17 protein-coding genes are annotated in these 20,249 nt (G+C 45.3%); 2 read left to right on the top strand and 15 right to left on the bottom strand.

Annotated elements, in window-relative coordinates; translation table 11 throughout:
* The first annotated feature begins 179 nt into the window (after positions 1 to 179).
* Complete coding sequence (locus IQQ51_RS00410) at positions 180 to 554, top strand: hypothetical protein (protein ID WP_193840057.1); 375 nt, start codon at positions 180 to 182, stop codon at positions 552 to 554.
* An 83-nt stretch (positions 555 to 637) separates the two neighbouring features.
* Here the strand turns inward: IQQ51_RS00410 and traI are convergent, their stop codons facing one another.
* The 11 genes from traI to traD all read right to left on the bottom strand — a co-directional run bounded on the left by traI (position 638) and on the right by traD (position 13,785).
* On the bottom strand, positions 638 to 6,553 hold the full coding sequence (traI, locus tag IQQ51_RS00405) for a conjugative transfer relaxase/helicase TraI (protein WP_193840056.1): 5,916 nt from the start codon (positions 6,551 to 6,553) through the stop codon (positions 638 to 640).
* 557 nt (positions 6,554 to 7,110) lie between these two features.
* The gene (locus IQQ51_RS00400; protein ID WP_228012624.1) at positions 7,111 to 7,662 is read right to left on the bottom strand and encodes a helix-turn-helix domain-containing protein; all 552 of its coding nucleotides are present in this window, start codon (positions 7,660 to 7,662) and stop codon (positions 7,111 to 7,113) included.
* Positions 7,663 to 7,871: 209 nt separating this feature from the next.
* Complete coding sequence (locus tag IQQ51_RS00395) at positions 7,872 to 8,255, bottom strand: hypothetical protein (protein WP_193840055.1); 384 nt, start codon at positions 8,253 to 8,255, stop codon at positions 7,872 to 7,874.
* 108 nt (positions 8,256 to 8,363) lie between these two features.
* Positions 8,364 to 8,549 (bottom strand): hypothetical protein, encoded by a 186-nt coding sequence (locus IQQ51_RS00390; protein WP_193840054.1) that lies wholly within the window; start codon positions 8,547 to 8,549, stop codon positions 8,364 to 8,366.
* 93 nt (positions 8,550 to 8,642) lie between these two features.
* Complete coding sequence (locus tag IQQ51_RS00385) at positions 8,643 to 8,795, bottom strand: Hok/Gef family protein (protein WP_193840053.1); 153 nt, start codon at positions 8,793 to 8,795, stop codon at positions 8,643 to 8,645.
* A gap of 350 nt (positions 8,796 to 9,145) precedes the next feature.
* Positions 9,146 to 9,385: a hypothetical protein gene (locus IQQ51_RS00380; protein ID WP_193840052.1), complete on the bottom strand. Its 240-nt coding sequence runs from the start codon at positions 9,383 to 9,385 to the stop codon at positions 9,146 to 9,148.
* 11 nt (positions 9,386 to 9,396) lie between these two features.
* The gene (locus tag IQQ51_RS00375; protein ID WP_193840051.1) at positions 9,397 to 9,960 is read right to left on the bottom strand and encodes a hypothetical protein; all 564 of its coding nucleotides are present in this window, start codon (positions 9,958 to 9,960) and stop codon (positions 9,397 to 9,399) included.
* Positions 9,961 to 9,976: 16 nt separating this feature from the next.
* Positions 9,977 to 10,534, bottom strand: coding sequence for an XRE family transcriptional regulator (locus IQQ51_RS00370; protein WP_193840050.1), 558 nt, complete (start codon positions 10,532 to 10,534; stop codon positions 9,977 to 9,979).
* 264 nt (positions 10,535 to 10,798) lie between these two features.
* Positions 10,799 to 11,158, bottom strand: coding sequence for a hypothetical protein (locus tag IQQ51_RS00365; protein WP_193840049.1), 360 nt, complete (start codon positions 11,156 to 11,158; stop codon positions 10,799 to 10,801).
* A gap of 85 nt (positions 11,159 to 11,243) precedes the next feature.
* Positions 11,244 to 11,657 carry a hypothetical protein gene (locus IQQ51_RS00360; protein WP_193840048.1) on the bottom strand — a complete coding sequence of 138 codons (414 nt, stop codon included), beginning with the start codon at positions 11,655 to 11,657 and terminating at the stop codon, positions 11,244 to 11,246.
* Positions 11,658 to 11,712: 55 nt separating this feature from the next.
* Entirely contained in the window at positions 11,713 to 13,785 is a 2,073-nt protein-coding gene (gene traD / locus IQQ51_RS00355; RefSeq protein ID WP_193840047.1) for a type IV conjugative transfer system coupling protein TraD, read from the bottom strand.
* Between the two features lie 145 nt (positions 13,786 to 13,930).
* On the opposite strand from traD, the gene IQQ51_RS00350 reads away from it, so the two are divergent.
* Positions 13,931 to 14,446: a hypothetical protein gene (locus IQQ51_RS00350; RefSeq protein WP_193840046.1), complete on the top strand. Its 516-nt coding sequence runs from the start codon at positions 13,931 to 13,933 to the stop codon at positions 14,444 to 14,446.
* A 36-nt stretch (positions 14,447 to 14,482) separates the two neighbouring features.
* On the opposite strand, the gene traG is transcribed toward IQQ51_RS00350, so the two are convergent.
* The 4 genes from traG to IQQ51_RS00330 are packed head-to-tail and all read right to left on the bottom strand — an operon-like array spanning position 14,483 to position 20,196.
* Positions 14,483 to 17,269, bottom strand: a complete 2,787-nt coding sequence (gene traG / locus IQQ51_RS00345) for a conjugal transfer mating-pair stabilization protein TraG (protein WP_193840045.1) — start codon at positions 17,267 to 17,269, stop codon at positions 14,483 to 14,485.
* A gap of 13 nt (positions 17,270 to 17,282) precedes the next feature.
* A complete protein-coding gene (locus tag IQQ51_RS00340; RefSeq protein ID WP_193840044.1) occupies positions 17,283 to 18,674 on the bottom strand; it encodes a conjugal transfer protein TraH in 1,392 nt (463 codons plus the stop codon).
* Complete coding sequence (gene traF, locus IQQ51_RS00335; protein WP_193840043.1) at positions 18,667 to 19,593, bottom strand: conjugal transfer protein TraF; 927 nt, start codon at positions 19,591 to 19,593, stop codon at positions 18,667 to 18,669. The genes IQQ51_RS00340 and traF overlap by 8 nt, the downstream gene beginning before the upstream one ends.
* Positions 19,594 to 19,647: 54 nt before the next feature.
* Complete coding sequence (locus tag IQQ51_RS00330; RefSeq protein ID WP_193840042.1) at positions 19,648 to 20,196, bottom strand: helix-turn-helix domain-containing protein; 549 nt, start codon at positions 20,194 to 20,196, stop codon at positions 19,648 to 19,650.
* Positions 20,197 to 20,249 lie beyond the last annotated feature (53 nt).

Raw genomic sequence — 20,249 nt, 5'->3', positions numbered from 1 at the left:
GTTTTTTGTCTCATGTTTGTGTAACATAATTAGACAAGCAAAAACAATGATTTGATATTTTTGTTCTACACATGTGTCGGTTGAGTGGAATTATGTAGATTTCAATATACATGTGTGGAGGAGGTGTGTAGTATTATTCTACTTGTTGTTTTCCTGTTTTTACCAAATTTGAGGTCTTTATGGCTCGTAATCCTGTTGTTCACATTCCTATTTCTAAGTCGGTACATCAACGAATGGAAAACTATAAAAATAAAATCGAGGCATCGACCATGGCCGAGGTTGGACGTGAGTTGTTAGAGTTCGCTTTATTAATCAAGGAAAGATCGGAAGAGGCGGATTCACGAACCAATCGTGAATTGATGGAAGAGATATTATTAAAGTTGTGTGTGAATGAAGAGTTGGCGAAGAATAATTACACGCATGTATGGCAGGACGGAAAATCGTGGAACTCAACCATGGTTGATATGATGAAGGAAGATGTGTCGCGTGCTAACCATAAAGGATTAGTCAAGTTTGAATCCTTTATGAATAAAGAAGAGGGTTCGGATAAATAACCTAAACGACAGGCGAAAAAAAAGGGAAGCAAATGCTTCCCTTTGGTTTGTAGCTCAATGCTGAGTTATTTGATGTAGTTAGATTATCGCTCAAATCCACCTATTTCACGGTCACTGTGTGACGGCTCAATAGAAGGTTGATGTGCGTGAGTAATGGTGCGCTCATATTCTGCAATGGTGTCCATGTAGTGTTTCTCTGAAATGTCATTGCCAGCCTTAATGTCTTTGTCGTGCTCAATGGATTGCTCATTCTTAATGCTGTGCTCAGTTGACTCTTTATTGATGTCACTGACAAGGTTTTGAATGAGTTCACTTTCTGTTCCCTCTTGGTGGTTATATTGGTGAATGGATTTGTTGGCGTCGTCATAAATTTGAATGATGTTTTGTTTGATTATTTCAACGCTATGACCTTGCTCTGATAAATATTTGCTGATTTCATCCATTAACGAGCTCTTTGTATGCTGAGTGCTATTACCAGCAAGAACGATAATATGCTCGCGCAGTGCGCTGGCATCGAGCGTTCGCACGTCGTGGATGTTATTAACCGCAATGATATCGACATCATGTAGGTTGTTATTAGAAAAGCTCACGGCGTTTTCAGTTCCTACTGCAATGACGCTGATATCGGTATTTTGTCCTTGATTAATCTCAACGTAATGTTTGGATTTGTTCCCCATTAAACGCTTATCAACGTCTAGTTCGGCTTTGCCTCCTTCGTTATTTAAGTAGGTGATTTCAATGGCTTCCAATTGCTGATTTTGATTGCTCAGTTTCGCAATTAAAGCAGGGTGAGTTTGCTTGCTTTCCGATGAATAAACCTTTGGATGAAAACGTAGGCTGCTGTTATTTGAAACGTGCTCTTTGGTTTGCGTTTCAAGATAGTGTTGCGCTGCGGTTCCCTCTATTGGTTTGCCTGTTTCCCAATATTCTAATGCTCTGGCTTTGAGTTCACTGACCTGTTTAGGCAGTGTTTCAAGTAGCGTGTCGTGCTTCTCGTTGAGGGTGATATCGGCCTTCTCAGGGGCTTTTAAATACCCATCAGCGAGTGTCACTGCTTCTTTGTAACTCACCCCTTCTGTCACCATAATGAGGTTAAGCAGTGAGCCTTTTTCGCCCGTAGTCCAATCTTTAAAGTAACCACGATGCTCTCCGGTCAGTGATACTTTGAGGTTGGATTTGCCTTGTCCAAACACCAAATAATCACGGTCTGATTTGCTGGCATTGGGCTTCCCAAGCAACTTTGTCGCCAGTGATTCAGTGTAGGGTGTGAGCTGCTGTGATACGTCCTTGGCGTAGGTTGGGTAGTGGAATATACCTCCAACTTGATATTGAGGGTTATCACGTGGGCTACCTTGTACATCGAAGTAGCGCTCATGAGTGGGTTTGGTTTTCTCGATGGTTTCCAGTGCTGAGGCATTGTTGTCGTGGTTATTCTCCCAGGTGTGAATGGTTTTCGCTTCATGGTCTGTAAAGAGCATGGCGTGTTTGGCGGCGCGGGTGATATCGATGTAAGCACGTCGGATGTTGGTCAGTTTTGCATCCGAGCTAATGACGTTAATCACGTTCTTCATGGTCGAGCCTTGCGCCATGTCTGCGGTACGGGTGTAGCGATAATCCCAGTGCGTACTTTTCATGTCAGCAAGGTCAACCTTGACCTCTTTACCCACTTCGTTTTTCATCACCATATGAAAGTTTTCAAATCGCTCGACCGTTAAATCCGTATTGCCTTTGAGTCCAAAATCGACATCGGTTTTACGCCATGTGATTTTGTCCCCACTGGCAAGGGGCATTTGCTCCTTCTTCCAAAGTGTGGTCATTTGGTGGTTATGGTGTTTGGGTAAAAACTGCTTTTGCTCTCCGGTTTCGATGTCGGTCACGTTGAGCATGTCGTGGGCTTTATCGACCTGATTAATCAGTAAATACTCGTTCTTTTGAGTATGGACGATTAATCCAGCCTTATAGGGCAGCATGGTTTTTAGCTCTTCGGCACTGGCTCCAACGCCACGTAGTCGTGTCACTTGAAGCTCTTGCTTGCTCAGTTGCCCTGTTTTTTGTAAGCCGTGGCGTATGACGTTGGCCAACATATCTCGTTCACGGTGCGAATAGGCAATCATCAAGGTGTTCTCTTGACTCTCTGGTGTCCGTGATAGGTACTCCGCCGCCGCTTGTGCGTAGAGCCTGGCTTTTGCCGCTTCTCGGTCTAATGCTGGATTACCATGCTCAGCTTTGTACGTCGATATCACGTTGGTTTTGCTGATGTTCTCCTCTTTTGCGTCCTTACGATATTGCTCCCTTGGTAGTTCAGATTGTGCTTTTAAGCTGGACATCACGGAGTGTGCGGATTTGTTGATAACATGGTGAACCGCACTGAGCAGTGTTGGGTCTTGTTGACGTTTGATGTCCTTCATCACAACCGAATCCAGCGCTTTACGTTTAAAAGCAAGCTCAAACGGTTTTCCAGCCTCTTTGGATTGAAGCTGATAGATATCACCAAGTAGAACAGCACGTGCGCCAGCTTGTTCAACCAGTGTGCCAAACTGTTTAAGCTGAGCATTGGAGGTCATTGAGCTTTCATCGAGTAAGAAAAGGGTATTGCGGTATTTCTCTGGTGCGGTAGCACCGGTTAAAAAGTCGCGCAATAGCGATTGGGAGGTTTGCGCGGCAATCCCTTTTTCCTTGAGCTCATTAACCGCCGCGTGCGTTGGGGCTAGGCCCACCACATCCAGTGGTTTATCGCCCTTGAGGTTTTGTACATGATGGATAAGCGAGACGCCTTGCTCTAGCATGGTGGATTTACCTACCCCTGCAAAACCTTGTACGCCCACAAAGGTATCGTTTGTGGTGGCAATCAGTGTCACCCCTTGCTTTTGACCGTCACTGAGCCAAGATTGCTGCGTAAGATAGGTTGCCGCTTCTTTAGGCGTCGCTAGGGCTTCTCTTGCGCCTTTGCCGTTTTCAAAGCGAGCTAAGATATCGCGCTCTGTCTCTATCGCTTCTTTGGTCGTCCAGCGAACACCATCACTGTATTGCGCTGAAAGCAGTGTTCCTTTCTCGCTTAGCTCGTCAAGTTTGGCCTGTATCTCCTCTTTGGTAATGGATTGACCTTGCTCTTCAAAGCTGTAACGAATGGCCGCCATGACCAGTTCGCTGTGCTTAAACCCTGCTTTTTGTTCGCTAACGTGACCGATAGAGAACTCCACCGCCTTATCGATGTCGCTTTTATTGAGTGATTGACGCAGTGCGCCGACCGCAACATGAACGTCGTGATAGAGTGCGTCACTGGTTTGTGCATTCACGTACTTTTCAATCTCGCCACCGCTTTGCATCACGCTCGATATGGCTGAGGGTTGGTGCGCTGACTTAGAGAGTGCGTTTTCCAGTTTGTCTTTATTATCGGTAAAGAGATGCAAAGAGGTTGAACCTTTGCCGACTAAATCTGATAACACCTCTTTTGAGCCGCTATAGCTTGGGATATCGACCCACAATGAGGACTCCTTACCAGTATGACGAGAGCTTGCTTGCGCGTAACCGTAAGAGAGTGGGGCGTCCTGCAAGTCTTGATGATTAAGCACCTGCTTTTTGCCATTACTGCCGATAACATGCACACCCTGCCAGTTCATCTTTTCAACCTGAATACGCTCTGCACTTTTTAAGTCGCTACGTGGAATAAATCCATTCACCATCAAGCTATCCCCTGCGGCGATTTCGAGTTTTTCAGGTTTAGCGACCATAAAACCGTGCCCGCTAAAGGCTCTGTCCTCCACGTTCATGCTTGTTTCGGTGCCACGTTCATCTTTTAAGGTGAGCGTATTGGCATTGGCGTTCACGCGAGTCACTTCATAATGCACCGGCTTTTTGTTTGAGAACTCGGTGAGGCGCATCCCTCTTTGGTAGGACTTGGCCACACTTTGCTGCTCTTTGGATAAAAAGACCGGATTCATCGTCTCAATGACAATGCGCTCTTCACTGAGTTGACCGCTTTTATCGAGGGAATCTCGAATGGCGTGATTGAGTTGCTTGGTATCGAGAGCGTTGCTGGTCAGTACCGCCACATTACGGCGCTGCGCGTGAGAGAGATCTGAATAGTGCTCCGCTATTTTGCTCTGTCGCTGTGCTTTGCTGGATCCTTGATGAAGCAATACGTGAGTGTCATTGGCTTTTTGGCCTTGCCACTTAAATTGGCCAACGTCACCTTTTTGCAGAGTCTCCATCGCATGACCCGCTTTGAAGCCTTGGCGTGAGGACGGATTAGTTAAAAACACCAATTTGGATTGCTGCGACTTGGCCCTGTCAACCAAGGACTGCACCTCATCGACACCGAGTTTGTGGGCTTGCTCGACAACAAGCAGTTGTTGCTTGCCATGCTTATCGGGTTCACCGGCTAAAAAGCCATGCAGTGATTCAACATGGTCACGTCGAAACTGATTTTTTACCCATTGCGCCACGCTAAACGACTGGCGCTTAACACTCTCTTGGGTTTGTTGCTTAACCAGATTATTTGGTGTGATAAAGCGAACGTGTCTACCTGATTCGGTTCCTACATGCAAAAGGGCTTCACTGAGGGTTTGGCTTGAACCTGTTAATGACACAACGTTAATGGGTTTGGTGCTTGAAAGAACATCACGCACGTTTGATTGGTGACGAGATGAAAGACCAAGGGCGTTCACCGCTTCGTCATTGGCCTTAACCCCAATACCATGTAGACGAAAATCGGTGCTATCTATCAGTGCTTTTTCTTTATCAATGGCGCTTTGGGTGGTGTACATCACGCCCTGGTACTTATCACTTTCTTTCCCCAGTGGGATTAGGTCGCCTTGCTCAATTTTGTTATCGAGTAGGGATTTCAAATCACGGATATCGTGGTGTTTTCCATAGGAAAACTCGTGCGCGGCCATGGTCAGCAAGTTTTCGTAAGAGAGCTGGCTTGAGTGGCGGCCAAGGTGCGAAAGGGCTTTATCAATGGCAGTAACGGCACTATTAGGGATGTCACGCTCAAAAGTTTTACTTGGCTGGTTTTGCATGGAGGCGGCAACAAAGGCGAGGCCGTCAAAGTCAAGTGCTGCATTTTTACGTTGCCATTCATCGAGCAGCGTGGATTCAGGCGTATACTGCTTTGCCTTGCGAGTCTCTTGCGCGGCAATGGATTTGGCTTTTGCACTGTCGATACCAAGATCATCAATGTGCTCTAAAATTTGCTGACGACGGGTGGAGTTTCCTTCGATAACCTCGTCAGGAATGCCATCGATATCGATCATGCCATTACCAAGTGATTTGATGGCATAACCCATTTTTTCATAATCACGGCCAATTTCGCTGTGATAGAGCATGCCATAATATTTTTGGTTGGCCAGAATGCGCTCATAGGTGCCATTCATTTCAAACTCGTTCTGCTTTGTGCATGTGGCCAGATTTTTTAGGTTGCCCTCCTTGTCGTAGGTCATGTTGGCCATCAGTGCGTGAGAGTGGATCTGAGGATCTTCTTCACGACTGGTTTTGTGTGGAACGACCCCAAAAAGCAGTTGAGCGCTGTTATGGTATGTTGCGGTGCGATCGGCGGGATCTATTTGTCGATATTGCGCCGTGTCTTTTTCAATTTCTGAAAGTACGGTTTTAACGGCGCGATCGTGCGCCTCAAGAATACGAGTGTCACCGTATACCAGACCTAGAATACTTGCGCCTTTAGGGGCGGAAAAAGTGAGGTCGTTACCAATGCGGCGCTGTTCGGTGCCAGCGGCTTTCACGTTACCGTCTTCTAAGTAACCGGCAAGAACGCGCTCAAGTTTGGATTCATCAATCGGTTTTCCGGCGATCCCTTCTTTTTCAGCGATTTTGCCAAACCATTGCGTCCCTGCATCGGGCTCTTTGGATTGAGCGAGGTAATAACCGCCTGCTGGCGATTGAGTAAATTGGTTATGAGGAAGGTTGAGTTTTTTCTCTTCTGCGAGGTAATAGCTGCTAGCGCCAGATGCGCCGCCGCGAATTGGGCTAAGTGATAACATAGATTTTTTCCATAAAAAAGAAGCCCAGAGGTTTAAACCTTTGGGCTTTTTTGTGGTGAGTGGTGAGATTATTTTTTACATGATGCTCGATAGGTATTAATGGACGTTTCAATCAAGACGAACCCCCAAGTCAAAGTGAAGATAGTTTTTATGGCGTGGCTGAGTTCAATGACGGTCAATAGGTCGGATAGCGTCATGATCAGTGCTGTGAGCACAATGAACGGACTAATGGTGTAAAGACGATTTTTTAGTTTTTCGATGCACCCTGTCATTAATTGTTTAACGTTGTGGTCATTTGTAAGCCACAACCGCAATCTATTGGCCTGTTGGTTGGTTTTTGATTTTGCCTCTAAGCGGTATGACAAAAATACACAATAAGCTCCGATTAAGATCACCGAAGCCGTAAGATGATAGGGATTTGCGTTGAGGCTGGATAATATCAAGGGGCTGAAATATAAAAAAACAACCCAGATCAAGTTGACGGTGACGTGTTTATTCATAGATAAAAATGATGCCAATCAGGCAATGTCTAATGGACGTTACAATGTTATGAGTTGTTAACTGACAGGCTTTAAGGTGCTAATAACTTTTCCTATAACAATAGGGGTATTGCAGAATTGTTTTTCAAATTTGGCATTATCGCAAATAAGCCAAAATCCTTGTTTTTCTTCATCCCATTGAATGCGCCTGAAAAATTGGCCCAGAGAGTTTTCTAAGCAGTAGAGCCCATCTGTTATCGAATGGTCAGAGTTGTGTAATTCAATGATGACAGGGGTTTGCTTGAGCAGAGTTGGATACATGGTATCGTCAAGACAGGTTACGATTGAGTGTTCAGCCTGAAGCCATGGTGTTTGCGTATAATTCTGTCCAGTAATAAGCCAAAGTAAATTCGTGTCAGTTAACTCTGCAATATTAATGAGCTCTTGGAGGCTTGGTGTGCTTTTACCGTTTGTGTAGTTGTTAATTGTGACAAATGATCCCCCCCAAATTTTTGCAAATGAACGTTGCGATGTGGGAGATATTGCGGTTTTTAACCGTTTGGCGAGGTCATGTATTTGGTGTTTGATTGCAGTGTTAAAACGGTAGTTTTGTGATAATGAATTGCTCATGATTTAATCTCTTGTTACATTGTTAGTTACTTTTTAATCAGTAAGGTATTCGTGATGGTTGATTTATTTTCAGTAATGGATGCTGGCCTTTGGATGATGTTGCTTTTGATGTTTGTATTAGCTTTTCTCAAGGGCCGAGGTTGGTTGTGATTTGAAGAGGCGCAGTGAAAACTGCGCCTTTATTTTTATCGGTACATTCAAGGTTATTACTATGCGGCTTCGGATTGATTTGCTGGTGATCGAGGCGAATCAATATTGAGTCCGATAGCCAAAAGACCAAAAGCTAAATACGTCGTTACGGTGTTTAGTAGGTGGTAGTCGGATCCCCAAGCGAACAAAAATAGTGCTACGACCCAAAAGATACAGCTTCGTATTAATGGAGCTTGTCGTGGTGCTGGAGTGATAATGATCGGCATTAAGTTCACTAAGATGGAAAATAGGGTCGCAAAGGCTAGCCATCCACTGATGGAAAATGCGTCGAGCTTCTGCGTATAGAGTAGAATTGCAGCAAAGGCAATGGTGCTCTTGGCTATGATGGTTCTGATGTTCCACGGATGAGCGACTAGTCGTTGGATAAGTGAAGGTTTTTTCATGATTGTTTTTCCTTTTGGATAGCAAAAAGCCCCAAAACCTTGCGAGATTTGGGGCTTGAGATAGTGAGAAGTAAAGGTGAGTGAACTAGGTGTTTTTGACGTTAAAGCTCAGCTCAGCTCTTGGTCTATTCGCTCTAATTCTTTTTGAAAGTGCCAATCGTCGGCGCGTCTCTTGATTGAACGCATATGCTCGGTTGAGGTTTCTTTCTTTTTGGTTTTGTTGCTTTGGGCGATGCCAGTGAGCATTTGCTCAATGGCGAGATCGACGTTGAGTTCAGGTTTGGAATTATTCATTGTATTGTTTTTTTATAGGGAAAGAAGTGTGGGTGCGTCTTGGATTCATGTATCACAACTGAATCAGGAGAGGGAAAACCCTCTCCTGTTCAGCTACTTCATTTCGTAGACAAAGCTAGCCGAAAATTCACGTTTAGTGTCCTTGTACCTGAGTTCGCAAAGCGATTCTCGTACCATCCATAGTCCCACTATCAGTGTCATACAAAGCACTAGGGTATTCGCTAGTGCCGCGTGTTTTTTAGGCATTTTGTTTGCCTCCAAAGTTGAAGAGGCTTATAATCAGGTTGCGAATCATGACCAGGCCTCGTTTGAATTTATAGTTCATTCGGGGCTTTGTTCTATCTGCCACTTGCATTTGCTCATGGAGATAGTCCAAGAGCACCCGCGGCGATTCTATCACCAAAGGTTGCGAGTGGATTGTCAAATTTGTGTAATCGTTAAACAAAATCGACTTATCCACAAAATCGGTGCGTAACGTTGGGATAAAAAGTGAGCAAGTATATTGAGAAAAAGCCGCTAAAAATCTAGCGGCTTTTGTGTTTTTAGTCGATTCATCGTTGAATCCTCTTGTTTTGTTAGTGTTTGGATTAATTGTGTTATAGGGCTAAACCGCCAACCCACTGTTCGCCAATGAACGCATCGACCCCGCAGTAGTGCCATGCAGGTTCAAAGAGCGTATTCATTTGGGATAGAGCTTGATGTGTCCAGCCACCGTTTGGGGCTTCGTATCGAGCAAGAAATTGCCCTTCGAGGCTGAGTAGAAAGAGTGGGCGATTTTTGACCGGAGTAAGAATGTCCGGTTTGTTTTTGGTACGGTCAGTGACGAATGTCAGCATGAGGTTTGTTCCTACTTATTTTGTCTCCAATTTTTCTTGTTGGATTTGCACCGAATGATTAACTCATGTTTGATGAGTTCATTTTGCGCCTGAGAAAATCGTTGTTTCGAGAGGCTAAGGCTTAGTCGTAATCCGTCATCCAAAGGAGATGCCTTTCTTAATGCCGCAAATAGAATTTCAGCGTCGGTCTTTGATGGTGTTACGGCTGTCTGTGGTGCTTTTGAGATGGCGGGAAGCGGCTCTCTTAATGCAATCTCACAATCGGCTGAGCGTATGTCACATTCGTTTTTAAAGGCTAAACCAAGGGCTTTATCACTAGAGTAGAGAACAAAAGTGATCGCTGGATTAGGTCTTTCAATCATCATCAGCGCGTGGGACAGAACTGAGATAATGCGAAAGTCGGCTTGATTTGCGCCTATTTGATAATCAGAGAAACAGGCATACCATTTTTGTTCACAAAATTCTTTGATTGCTGAGTTCAGTGAAAAAACAAAGACTTTATCAATAATGGAGGTCTTGATTGTTTGCATCTCTTTTAAGCCAATGTTTTCGGCGTCAATAAAGATAAATTTCAAAGTGTTATTACTCCTGTTAAAGAGGTTGAACAATAGCGGTGACCTTCCCAATCGGTGCTATCTCTTTCATAGTTTGAGGTGGGTAGTGTGGGTTATCACCAAACACGCGATAGGCATCTTCGGCTTCTATCCATTGTACGCGTCTAACGATGAGCCCTTGCGCGTTGGTCAGTACATAGATGCCATCAATAAATCGTCTTTTCTTTTGTACTGGCTTTATGGGTAGGTACTCGATATCAACATGCAGAAGGATTGTTGGAGCCATGGCATCATCAATCACGGTCAGTCGTAACGGATTGCTTTGAGTGGTTATTGGTGGTGTTGAATCACCTTCCTCACCGCTAAATAGCCAAGAAAGTGATACGCCACACTCTTGAGCTATTAGGGCGAGTTTTGGGAGTGTTGGAATGCTTTTCCCATTAATGTAGAGATACAGCGTTGCTCGCGATAGCCCTGTTTTTTTGTATAAGTGTGTGATGTTTTGTTGATTAATAATTTTTGCAAGACGGTATTGGAATGCAGTTAGAGATTGATCTGCTTGAAATTTCATCGCTTTGTGCTTATTCGTTGTCATGTTTTGTTGTTCTTTTAGTCAATAAGTGTATTATTTGTTCGACACCATCTTTAAATACACAAAAGGAAAATTAGTCAGTGGATATCTTTGCAAGTGCAGAGCCGAGTTTTTGGGCGGCGCTGTTTGAATATTATCCTTTGGTACTACTTATGTTTGCAGTGCTATGGCTTAAAAAGCATGGTATGTGCTATTAAGAGTTACACAACCAAAGTAATTAACGCCGTTGCTTTCAAATCAAAGCGACGGCGTTTTTGTTTCTAAAGCTTAACCACTTACCTCATTACTTGTCGTGTTGAGGTGCTTTTGCTTATTCAAGCAGTATTTAAGCCCTAAATCGACAAAACAAAAGGCGATATAAATCAGAGCAATATTGAATGCGATGTTGCTGCCGTTCTCCCATGCTTGAATCACTAATTCGTAGTATTGAGAAGGGGACAATAGCGTATCAGGCTTGTCCAGTAGTGCTTTTGCTGCCGAGAGGATAGACAGAGCGAAAAACGTAGAGATGATGCCGAAAAACGCCACAATATAATGTACCAACTGAATGAGTAGGTCAGAGGTGGTGACTGCGCGACGAAGCCATTTTTCTGGTAGGTGGGTTAGTTTTAATGTTGCTAATTTCATTGGTATTTCCTTTTTGGATGCTAATCTCAATTTAAGAAAAACGCACCGTTAATAGTGCGCTTTTCGATCATGGTGTCACGTCAAGTTAACCCTGCTCTGTTTGCGCGTTATGAACAGCGGTATCTGCGGCAGTTTGCGTTGCTTTCGTGAAGCTGTGGAGGCCCATCCCGAGTAACAATATCGCAGTGGATATCCCATACGCGGCGCTTTGTAGTAGATTCAATTCAAGCCACCAACAAGCAAAGAGCGTGATAACGACCAGCACTGGCATGTACAAGAGGCTCATTATCTTCGGACGACGTTTTGTGGGGCGAATGAGCTTGGGGATCAACATCATGGTGGTAAGGAAGAGGATGGTAAAAAATAACCAACTCGCCCACTGAGTGAGAGAGAAGGTGGTGTCATATTCGACGATGCCAAAATAAATTAAACTTGCCGCGCAAGCTAAAATCGCTTTTTGAAGCAAATTATGCGTGATCCAATGGGTTGAGATTTCCATAGGTGGTTTTTCCTTATTGAGTAAAGTAGGTTTTTGATGTTAAGTGGGTTCGAGGTTAAAGCTCAGGTGTGTGATCGAGGTTATTGTCCACGTCGATCGCGTCTTGCTCTGGCGTGGAGAGTTGTGCGCGAATGCGCGCTGCTTCTTCACGTTTTTGTTTCTCAACGTCGTGTTCGCTCTTCTTACTTTGATCATCGACCGCTTCTTTCATGCGCGCTTCTTCAAGCTCTTTCTCTTCCTCGTCACCATCAAACTGACTGTTATGAATCGCCATTAGCTTGTTGCGATCGGTTTCATCAAGGGCAGTCAACGCCCCAAGTTGGTAATGCGCCAGTAGTGCATCGATACGTTTCATATTTTCGCTCGATTCGTATTCGCGGAAGATAAAGGCATTCGCTACCTTTGGCATTTCATCAAAGACAAGATTGAGTTTGGTGATTGGGTAGTTACCAGGCGTGCGCAACCAACATTCCAAATCGGCAAGCTGCATGATTTCCGAAGAGGTCACGGCAGGTCTTGTGATCGTGGTGTGGCCAAGAGAGACACCATCACGAACGGAATCCGCACCATAGCTGTATTGCTCTTTGGAGAGTTCAATCTCTTGTTCCCCCAAATCCTCACTGCTCTTTTTCGCCATTGGTGACGAGGGATTGCGGAAATAAAAGCGAGTGTTCAGCAGGTCAATCATTTCATCCGCGGCGTGTTGGCCATAGATTTTGACAAACTGCGCATAAGACTGAAAACCGAGTAAGAAACAGCCCCCATGTTTGCGCACCTCAGATAAGACGTTTGGTAGCTCAGGCAGTTTATGAAGACTTGGCGCCTCATCCATAATCACCCAAATACGGCGTGATTGACTCTCTTCTAAGCTCAAGATAGCGGTCGTTGCAATCGATAGCCACATTGAGATAAGTGGTCTCAATGAAGCGTGCTGCTTAGCGTTAGAGGTTAAAAACAAGAAGCCTTTTTCTTTGTCATCGAGTACCCAATCTTGAATGGAAAATCTTCGACGTGGATTGCCCTCTTTATCGGGCTTGTCTAATCCTTCCAAAAAGCGCAGTGACTTGATGTAAGCCGCCAGTACCGATTTGATGGAGATGGCGGTCTTTTGGATTTTGTCAGAAACCAGTGAAGCCGATTCGGTGCCATCAAGGTATTCGGTCAATGTTTCTAACTGCGAGGTCAAGATAAGCTCAAGCAGTCGTTCAGTGGTGCAGTCATCCCCATTCTTGTACATCTTGTAAGCCGTTGACGAGAAGATGGTACGGGCGGATTGAACCCAAAACGGATCGCCGTCGCCATGCTCAGGTATCAATGACATCGAGTGGTTTTCAAATTCCGTTGGGTGTTTGGCGTCTTGCCATACATCCCAATACGCACTGCGTTCATCAAATGGATTTAAGATCGTGTCACTGCTTTCGTCATAGAAACGCGATAAGAAGGTACAGCCTTTATCGTAGATGATCGCCTTATCACCGCGAGCGCGGATCTCATTGAGAAGTTTACGAATGGCAACGGATTTTCCAGAGCCACTGGTTCCGCCTACTTGGATGTGGCGGATCTCAAAGTCTTTGACAAAAATGCGTTTCTTATCGATCACAAACGGCGAGATGTTTTTGTCTTTCTTTAACTCTTCGGTGAGTTTTTCGGGGGTATCCACGCGAACGCCACGAATAAGACAATCCTCAGTCTGCTCTTTTCCCTTTGACTCAAGATAGCGATGAACAAAGAGCATCAAAATCATTGAGGTCACAAAGGCAAATGCAAAGCTCAGCATCACCATGTGTTTAAAACTTTGGTAGGCATCGTTTAAGAGCGCACTCTCTTTGAGGTAGGCAACGGTGTTTTCAAATTTTTGACCGTTCCAGTCAAGGGTGATCATGGCCGTGTCTTGCTTTCCAATGCTTGCCGTTCGCACCGTCCAATAGTGCTTAACCGCTTGGAGTGTTTCGGCATCCAGTACGAGGTAGACGTATAAGGCGGTGAGAATTAACGAGGCGATAAACGCCCATGACGCGAGTTTTCCCATGATTTGGAAATACATGCGTAGGTTGTGGAAGAGAATTTGACCGCCGCGCGTGAAGTTACTGGTGCGCGCTTTTGGCCGCGTATTGTTTTTTTGCGACATGCCTAAAGCTCCTTAGAAAAGAGAAAATAAAGATGGATAAAATTCATACAGAAATTGAATGAAATAAGTGGATTTAGCGATCAGCTAGGGTTAAGATCTGATCATATAAACAGGGGTATGAGTCCCCTTTAGGGAAGAGGGAGCCATGATGAATCAAAATTTAAGTGACGTTACCGCTAAGATAGATGCGCTTCGAGCCGCTGATTTTACTGATGCTGAAATCAATGCGATCTTATCTAACTCGGCACCTCAAGCTCAGCCAAGTGCGCAAGCGGATATGGCCAATCCAGAGTCCGTGGGTGTTTACCAGTTTTTGAAATCGTCCCCATCCTCGATGGCTGTAACCGACGATATGACCGAGAGCGATCGCGCTTACGCCAAAGAGTGGAACAAGCGCATTGATAAGCTGTCGTTCTTCTTTGGTTGGAAAGCGGATGCGATTGGTTTTGCGATTATTTTATGGATAGGTTGGCCTATCCTTGCGGCAGTGATTGGCTGTTTTGTTTTTGATATTAGACCCAAAGATAGCGTTCCGTCATTTGGTTTTATAATGACATGGTTTGCCACGTGGTTTGTGGTTTTAGTTGTGGCGAGTAGTTATGTGAATCAAAAGCATGTGCTACCTCATGTTCAGTTTTTGCTAAAAAAACGATTAAGTTAATGTTGAATAGAAGGGGCGATGATTCGCCCCTTTTTTTTATTTCACCATGTTTTGGTAGACGGTGGTGTTATCTTGCTTGACTGTTGGGTTACTCCCACCCTTGCTATCGACGTCATCCATTTTTTCAGGTAATGGGCCAAATTCATTGGTGATTTTACGCTCGATCTCTTCTCTGCTAGCTTCTGAACCTTGACGCTGTGATTGGTAATCCACTTCGTTAAAATGACTAACTTTTTCTGTCGCGTACGTATCCGCCATTTCAGGTAACTTGCCTCTAAGCTCCGGCTCAACAATATTGCGTACGCCTTGTGAGCCTGACTGGTAGACGCCCTCCAAGTCTTTGCCTTGCAGTGCCGTAGGTTCATGGTTGATTTGGCTTGCTTCGCTCGCGTTAACCAGTTGAGGGTTGTAGTCCTTGAATTTTTCCTCTAAAAAGCCTTGGAAGAGTGCATCTCGTTCATCTCGAACATCACCGCCATAGCCATTCATAATGGTTTCAACATTGTTTGGACGAAGGCGCTCAACGTATTCTTGGAACTCAGGTTTCAAGTCGTGATTCATACCCAGTGAGCCATTTTGCGCCGCTTGCAGGGCTGCGCTGTATGACTGCTCTTGCGAATGACTTAAATCAACACTTTCTGCTAAGTCCTCACTCTTACGAATCGAGTCATTGAAGTTCATCGCTGCTTGTTGGGTGTCAGAGTTGAGCTCTGAGCTGTTGGCGTTACTGCTGAACTGCGTTACTTTACCCATCAGGTCGTTGAACTGCTCCTGACGGCTTTGAGCTTCGCGGTCGGTAGTAGAAGTGTTTTTATCTTCAGATGTTGAGTCTGAGCTAGAACCTTTAATTCCTGCAGAACCTCTCAAGCCACCTTTTACATTAACCATATCGTTTAAAAATGATTTTCCACCACTCACTTCGGCAAAAATTTCGCCCCCTGCATATAGGTCGAGCATTTCTTTTTGGGATTCAGCTTTGGTCAGGCCATTCGCCTTCGCATGCTCATTCACCAACGAATCCATTTCCGATAGGGTTTGGTTTAAGTTGGCGCTTTGACTGTCTTGTGTGCCAGTGCCGTGACTCTTGTTGGTGCTGGCGCTGTTCATCAAGCTGGTTAGCGCGTCACTGCTTGTTCCAAGGCTGTTGTTATACGCAGTTCGACTTTGCGCCGTTGCACGTTCTGCCTCGCTGACAGTTTGTTGTAATCCGCGAGTCTGTACGTCTGAGGCGTTCACATCAAAGGCCGATTGCGATATCCCCCCTTTGGCGTTGTAAACATCGTTTTTCGCGTATTTATCGACGCTAGTACCATCGCTTCGCTGCACGCTCGCGCCATAGCTTCTATCAAGGTACGCCATGTCGTGCTTGTTCGCGTTCATGTTGGCCAGCGTTTGGTTATCCACCTGCATGTTACCAAAGCCTAAATCACCCGAAGCCGCCGCCCCTGCGTTTTTAGACACCGTTCCGCTACCAAGGCTTGTGAATTGGTGAGCCAGTCCCATTGCCATGCCAGCGCCGCCACTGATGGCGTATTTTGAAATCACCGGCACAAGCATCATCAACCAACCCGCAACGGCGGCGTATTGCGTTTGCATGGCCGCTACTTGATTGCTGTTAGAAAGGCTAATGCCGTTTCCGGTTGCGGTCACAAGGTCGGTACTGGCTGATTGCAATGCGTAGGTCATTATCATGTTGATGAAGGTGAAAAAGACCGGCCACGCCGCAAGGTAGAAGTAACCAAACACATAGCCTTTGAGCACTTTCATTGTGAGACCAGGAATGAAACAGGCTAAGAACGCAAAGATAGAGGTACACACTATCAATAGGGTTAACACGCTATGCACTATCGGTAGCCACTCTTTCGCAAACGTCCCCATGCTGAGCATGGTTGAGCTTTGGGTGGTGGTGTTTTGTGCGTTGGCGTAGTTCATGGCTGCGCCCACCGCATCAGCACTGGCCGCGTTGCCCCATAAACCCGCTCGTATCCCATTAATGGCAATGTTTTGCTTCATGGTGGCGGAGGCCGATTGGTTAATCCCCATGAAGTCATTCATCGAGTTTTGTAGGGCATTTTGGACCAGCGCTTCCTCTTTCGCCCATCGAGCCCCTTGAGATTGTGTACCGATGAGCGTCCAACTATCTTCGGCTTCTTTGTTGAACATTTTTTCAATCTCTGGCAAGGCTTCTGCGCACGTTACAAAATCATTGTTCATCGCAATACGGCGCAGTGGTGACGGGCGGTTGTTTTTTAGGAAGGTGAAAATATCGCCTGCGGTTGCAAACTGCTGCCACGTGTATTTACGGTTAATGGTAATGTCCTTGCGAATACAGTTTTGTAGGTACTGCCCCCAAAGATTTTTGAGCTCAGCATCTTGTACACCAATGCTTTGCGATAAGTTGGTCAATCTTGCTGCAAATATCATTCCCGATGTCGAGTAGGCTTGGCTGTCAGGCAGCCTGAAGAACTTATCGATGGTTTGGCTCATCCCAAACATAAAGAGCGTAGCGTAGTGCGCAGGCATGGCCACGCCGATAGGGATGTTATCGACCATGTAGGTTCGTCCTAACTGACTCGAATCCAAGATAATCATACTGGTCTTGGGGGTGGTTAGGAGTGTTGGAACCAGTAGGGCGACGGCAAACCAATGACCAATATGATTTGGGTCGCGCGTGACGATAAATCGCAGGGCGGTAATGAAGACCGCTAAGATACCGAGCATGCCGATTAAGGTGATGCGCTCTTGGGAGTTAAAAAAGAGCGCAATGGCATTAAACACCTTTTGAGCGGTGTCGCCACCACTAAAGACGTACATTTCCCACATAGGGTGTGATTCCTTATTGTTCAAAGAGTAAATTGGCTCGCGTTTGAGACGAGAAGTGCCCTTCAATGCGTTTTTCAATGTTCATCATGCTTTGGATGAGCGCTTGCTCTGCATCTAAGGTTTGCAGGGCGTGCATTCTCGATGATGAAAGCTCACGGCTGGCGGTATCAATCGCTTCATACAGGCTGTCCAAATCTTTTGGGTCATTACCTTGGGTGGTAATGGAGTCTTTGATGATGGTCAGCGATTGCATGAGGTAATCGGTAATGAGGTCAGCGGCAATGATGTCGGAGTAAGCAGATATTGAAGGATTAGTGCCTGACTCCATGGAGGTGGCCATCATCTTTAATACCGGCAATGACACCGATTCTAAGAACACCTTTTGTTCATCGGTGAGCGGCGCATCGTTGCGATAGTTGTTCATGATGCCAGTCAGTGTCTCTGAGACTCTGGTTTTAAAGGTTTTGCTCTTATCAAAGGTGATGTCCACCTTGGTTGGGTTTAAGCATTTCTCTTTATCTCGGTCATCGCATCGATACGCTTTGACTTTGCCCCCTTCGAGCATAGCTTTGACCATGTTGTTATTGCCTGTCAGTAGTGATGGCTTTTTATGGGCTTGCAAATCTTGGTCATAGATAATCGTGCCTGAGAGTGACATGAAGAACTCAGCCAGTTCAGGGTCGGCACTTAAAAAGGCGTTATTGAGTATCGAGAACCAAATGATATTGCGGTTGGCTTTGATGATTTTTTTGAGTTCGCTGTTATTGGCAGCGTTACTAACTTGTTTATCGCGTTCGGCCTCGTTGTTGCAGCCATTTTTTGCGCCTGCCCAATCTGCAAAGGCATTGTTTTGGGTTCCCATCGTGGCACAGATGTAGTCTTTATTCCCTACATCAGCAAAGCCCGCTAAGGCCGAAACGCCGACTTGTGCCGCCTCACACGAGTTCACCGATAGGGCATTAATCTCTTTAGCGATTTGTTCTAAGCGGTCTTTGATGTTCTTGATTTGAGGTGCCCAAGTTTGAAGCGCTAAATCGACCGCAAAAGGGATGGCACTAGCAACAATGTTTTTCCCCATCGCAACCAATTGGTCGCTGTTGATGTGCGAAAATCCGCCGCTAAATAGGTCAATGCCGCCACACCCAGCACTGATAGTCGGGGGTGTAAAGCCAACCAGTTGTGATTGGGTGATGGGCGTTCGGATATAAGCACTCCCCGCGCTGTAGTGGTTTGCGGTTTGGCCTTTGTAGGCGCTGGCGGAGGTGGCGTTCGTGGAATACTCCAATCCATCGAAGAACTTAGTCAGGTCTTGGTTAACATCGGCGTTAGCCAATCCAGAGAAGGTTATCGAAAGAGACAGAAGCGAGAGCGTAAAAAAGGGAGTGCGTAATGATTTGTTATTCATATCCTAACCTTGCTTGCAGATGAGGGTAATTAAGCGCCGCTTGATAGGTGGTTTCCAGCACATTAAAGGGGACGTTGCCAATACTCAGCGGTACATGCGCCCTGGTATCGAGATTCACCAAAAACAAAGAGGGATAAACAATGTTTTGCTGGTTTGGAAAAAATTCCGTCATGACATCTTGGTTGGCCATTAACGGTTGTTGATAGGTGTGAATACCCCGTCCATCGGCTGAGAAGGGATAGACGGTTAGATTGTTTTTAGCCGCGAAGGCTTCAAGGGTTGGTGCGAAGGTTTGGCAATAAGGGCAAGTGGATGAAAAAACAAAAGCCAGTCCTAGGTTGGAACTGGCTTTGTCTTTTACGTTGCTCATACTCTGTGTCTGGAGCGTCCGTTGCGCCTTGTTTTGAATAATATCTTGAAGTGTGTTGCTTGCAAAGCTCAATGTGCTGAGCGTCAGTAACGGGACCAAAATGGTCAACTGACACCATTTTTTGAATGTCATGGTGACTACCTTTATAAAGAAAAACCGCACAGGGTGAATACCTAGATGCCAACAGTATTGCAGCAATCCAAAGGAAGAATGTCGCATGTTTTCGTAAGCGTTGGAGCTTAGGTAAAAGCAGAGCTCAAAGTCTTCATTTAACCATCCAGTGAGTTGCCATCCGTGGAGGTATTGTATCTTTGGTGCAATCTTGGTTTGGACGACAGCGATAGGCGCTCGAAAGTAAACGTATGGAGCTCTTGTGTAGAGATGACCTTGGCAGGACGCAATGGTTATGACGTCATCAATGTCATTGAGTGCATTAACAAGTGGTTTGATAAAATCATCAATCTCAGAATAAGGTTGACGATACCTTTTGAGCGGAGCAATAAAAAGCTCATATGATAATGAATGAATAGGATTAAAGATTCTATACATTAACGCTGAACTCCATGTTAAAAATCGGGCGCGAACTGCTTGGCCACATTGTGATTAACTTATACTCATTAGCGCGGAGCTAACTTTTCCAATAATGTTGGGTTTTCGATTAAAGTGCGGCTCAAAATTCGTGTTGTCGCATATCAGCCAGAAACCTTGTTTCTCCTCATCCCAAAGTAAGCGCCTAAAAGTGTATCCTTGTCTCGTCGCCAAGCAATACACACCATCTTCAATGGTGTCATTCTCTTGTCGTTGCGAAATAACGACGGCTTGCTCCGCTGTTAATGTGGGAAACATGCAGTCATCAAGGCAGATTTTGATGTTCTGGTTTGATTGGAGCCAGCGTGATTGCGAGTAATGCTCTCCTGCCACAAGCCAAAGTAAATCAACGTCGGTTAATTGCGCTAACGTGTTTAAATCCTCAATTCTCGGTGAGTGTTTTCCGTGAATGTATCGCCCCACAGAGACAGGGGCTATCCCCCAAATCTCAGCGAAGGCACGCTGAGACATAGGTTGTATGACTTCCTCTATTCGTTTTCCTAATGCTCTCAATTCGTCGGCTATGTATGGGTTGTAAGGTGCTATGCTTCTCTTGTGGTTCATTGTGTTTAAATTCCATGCTATGTTGAGACTCTATTTCTTTCAGAGGTGATGGT

Source organism: Vibrio sp. OPT18 (assembly GCF_015163615.1).
In the GTDB taxonomy this organism is placed as follows: Bacteria; Pseudomonadota; Gammaproteobacteria; order Enterobacterales; family Vibrionaceae; genus Vibrio; species Vibrio coralliirubri.
Note: the sequence above shows the minus strand (reverse complement) of the source record. Positions and strands in the feature narration are given on the sequence as shown.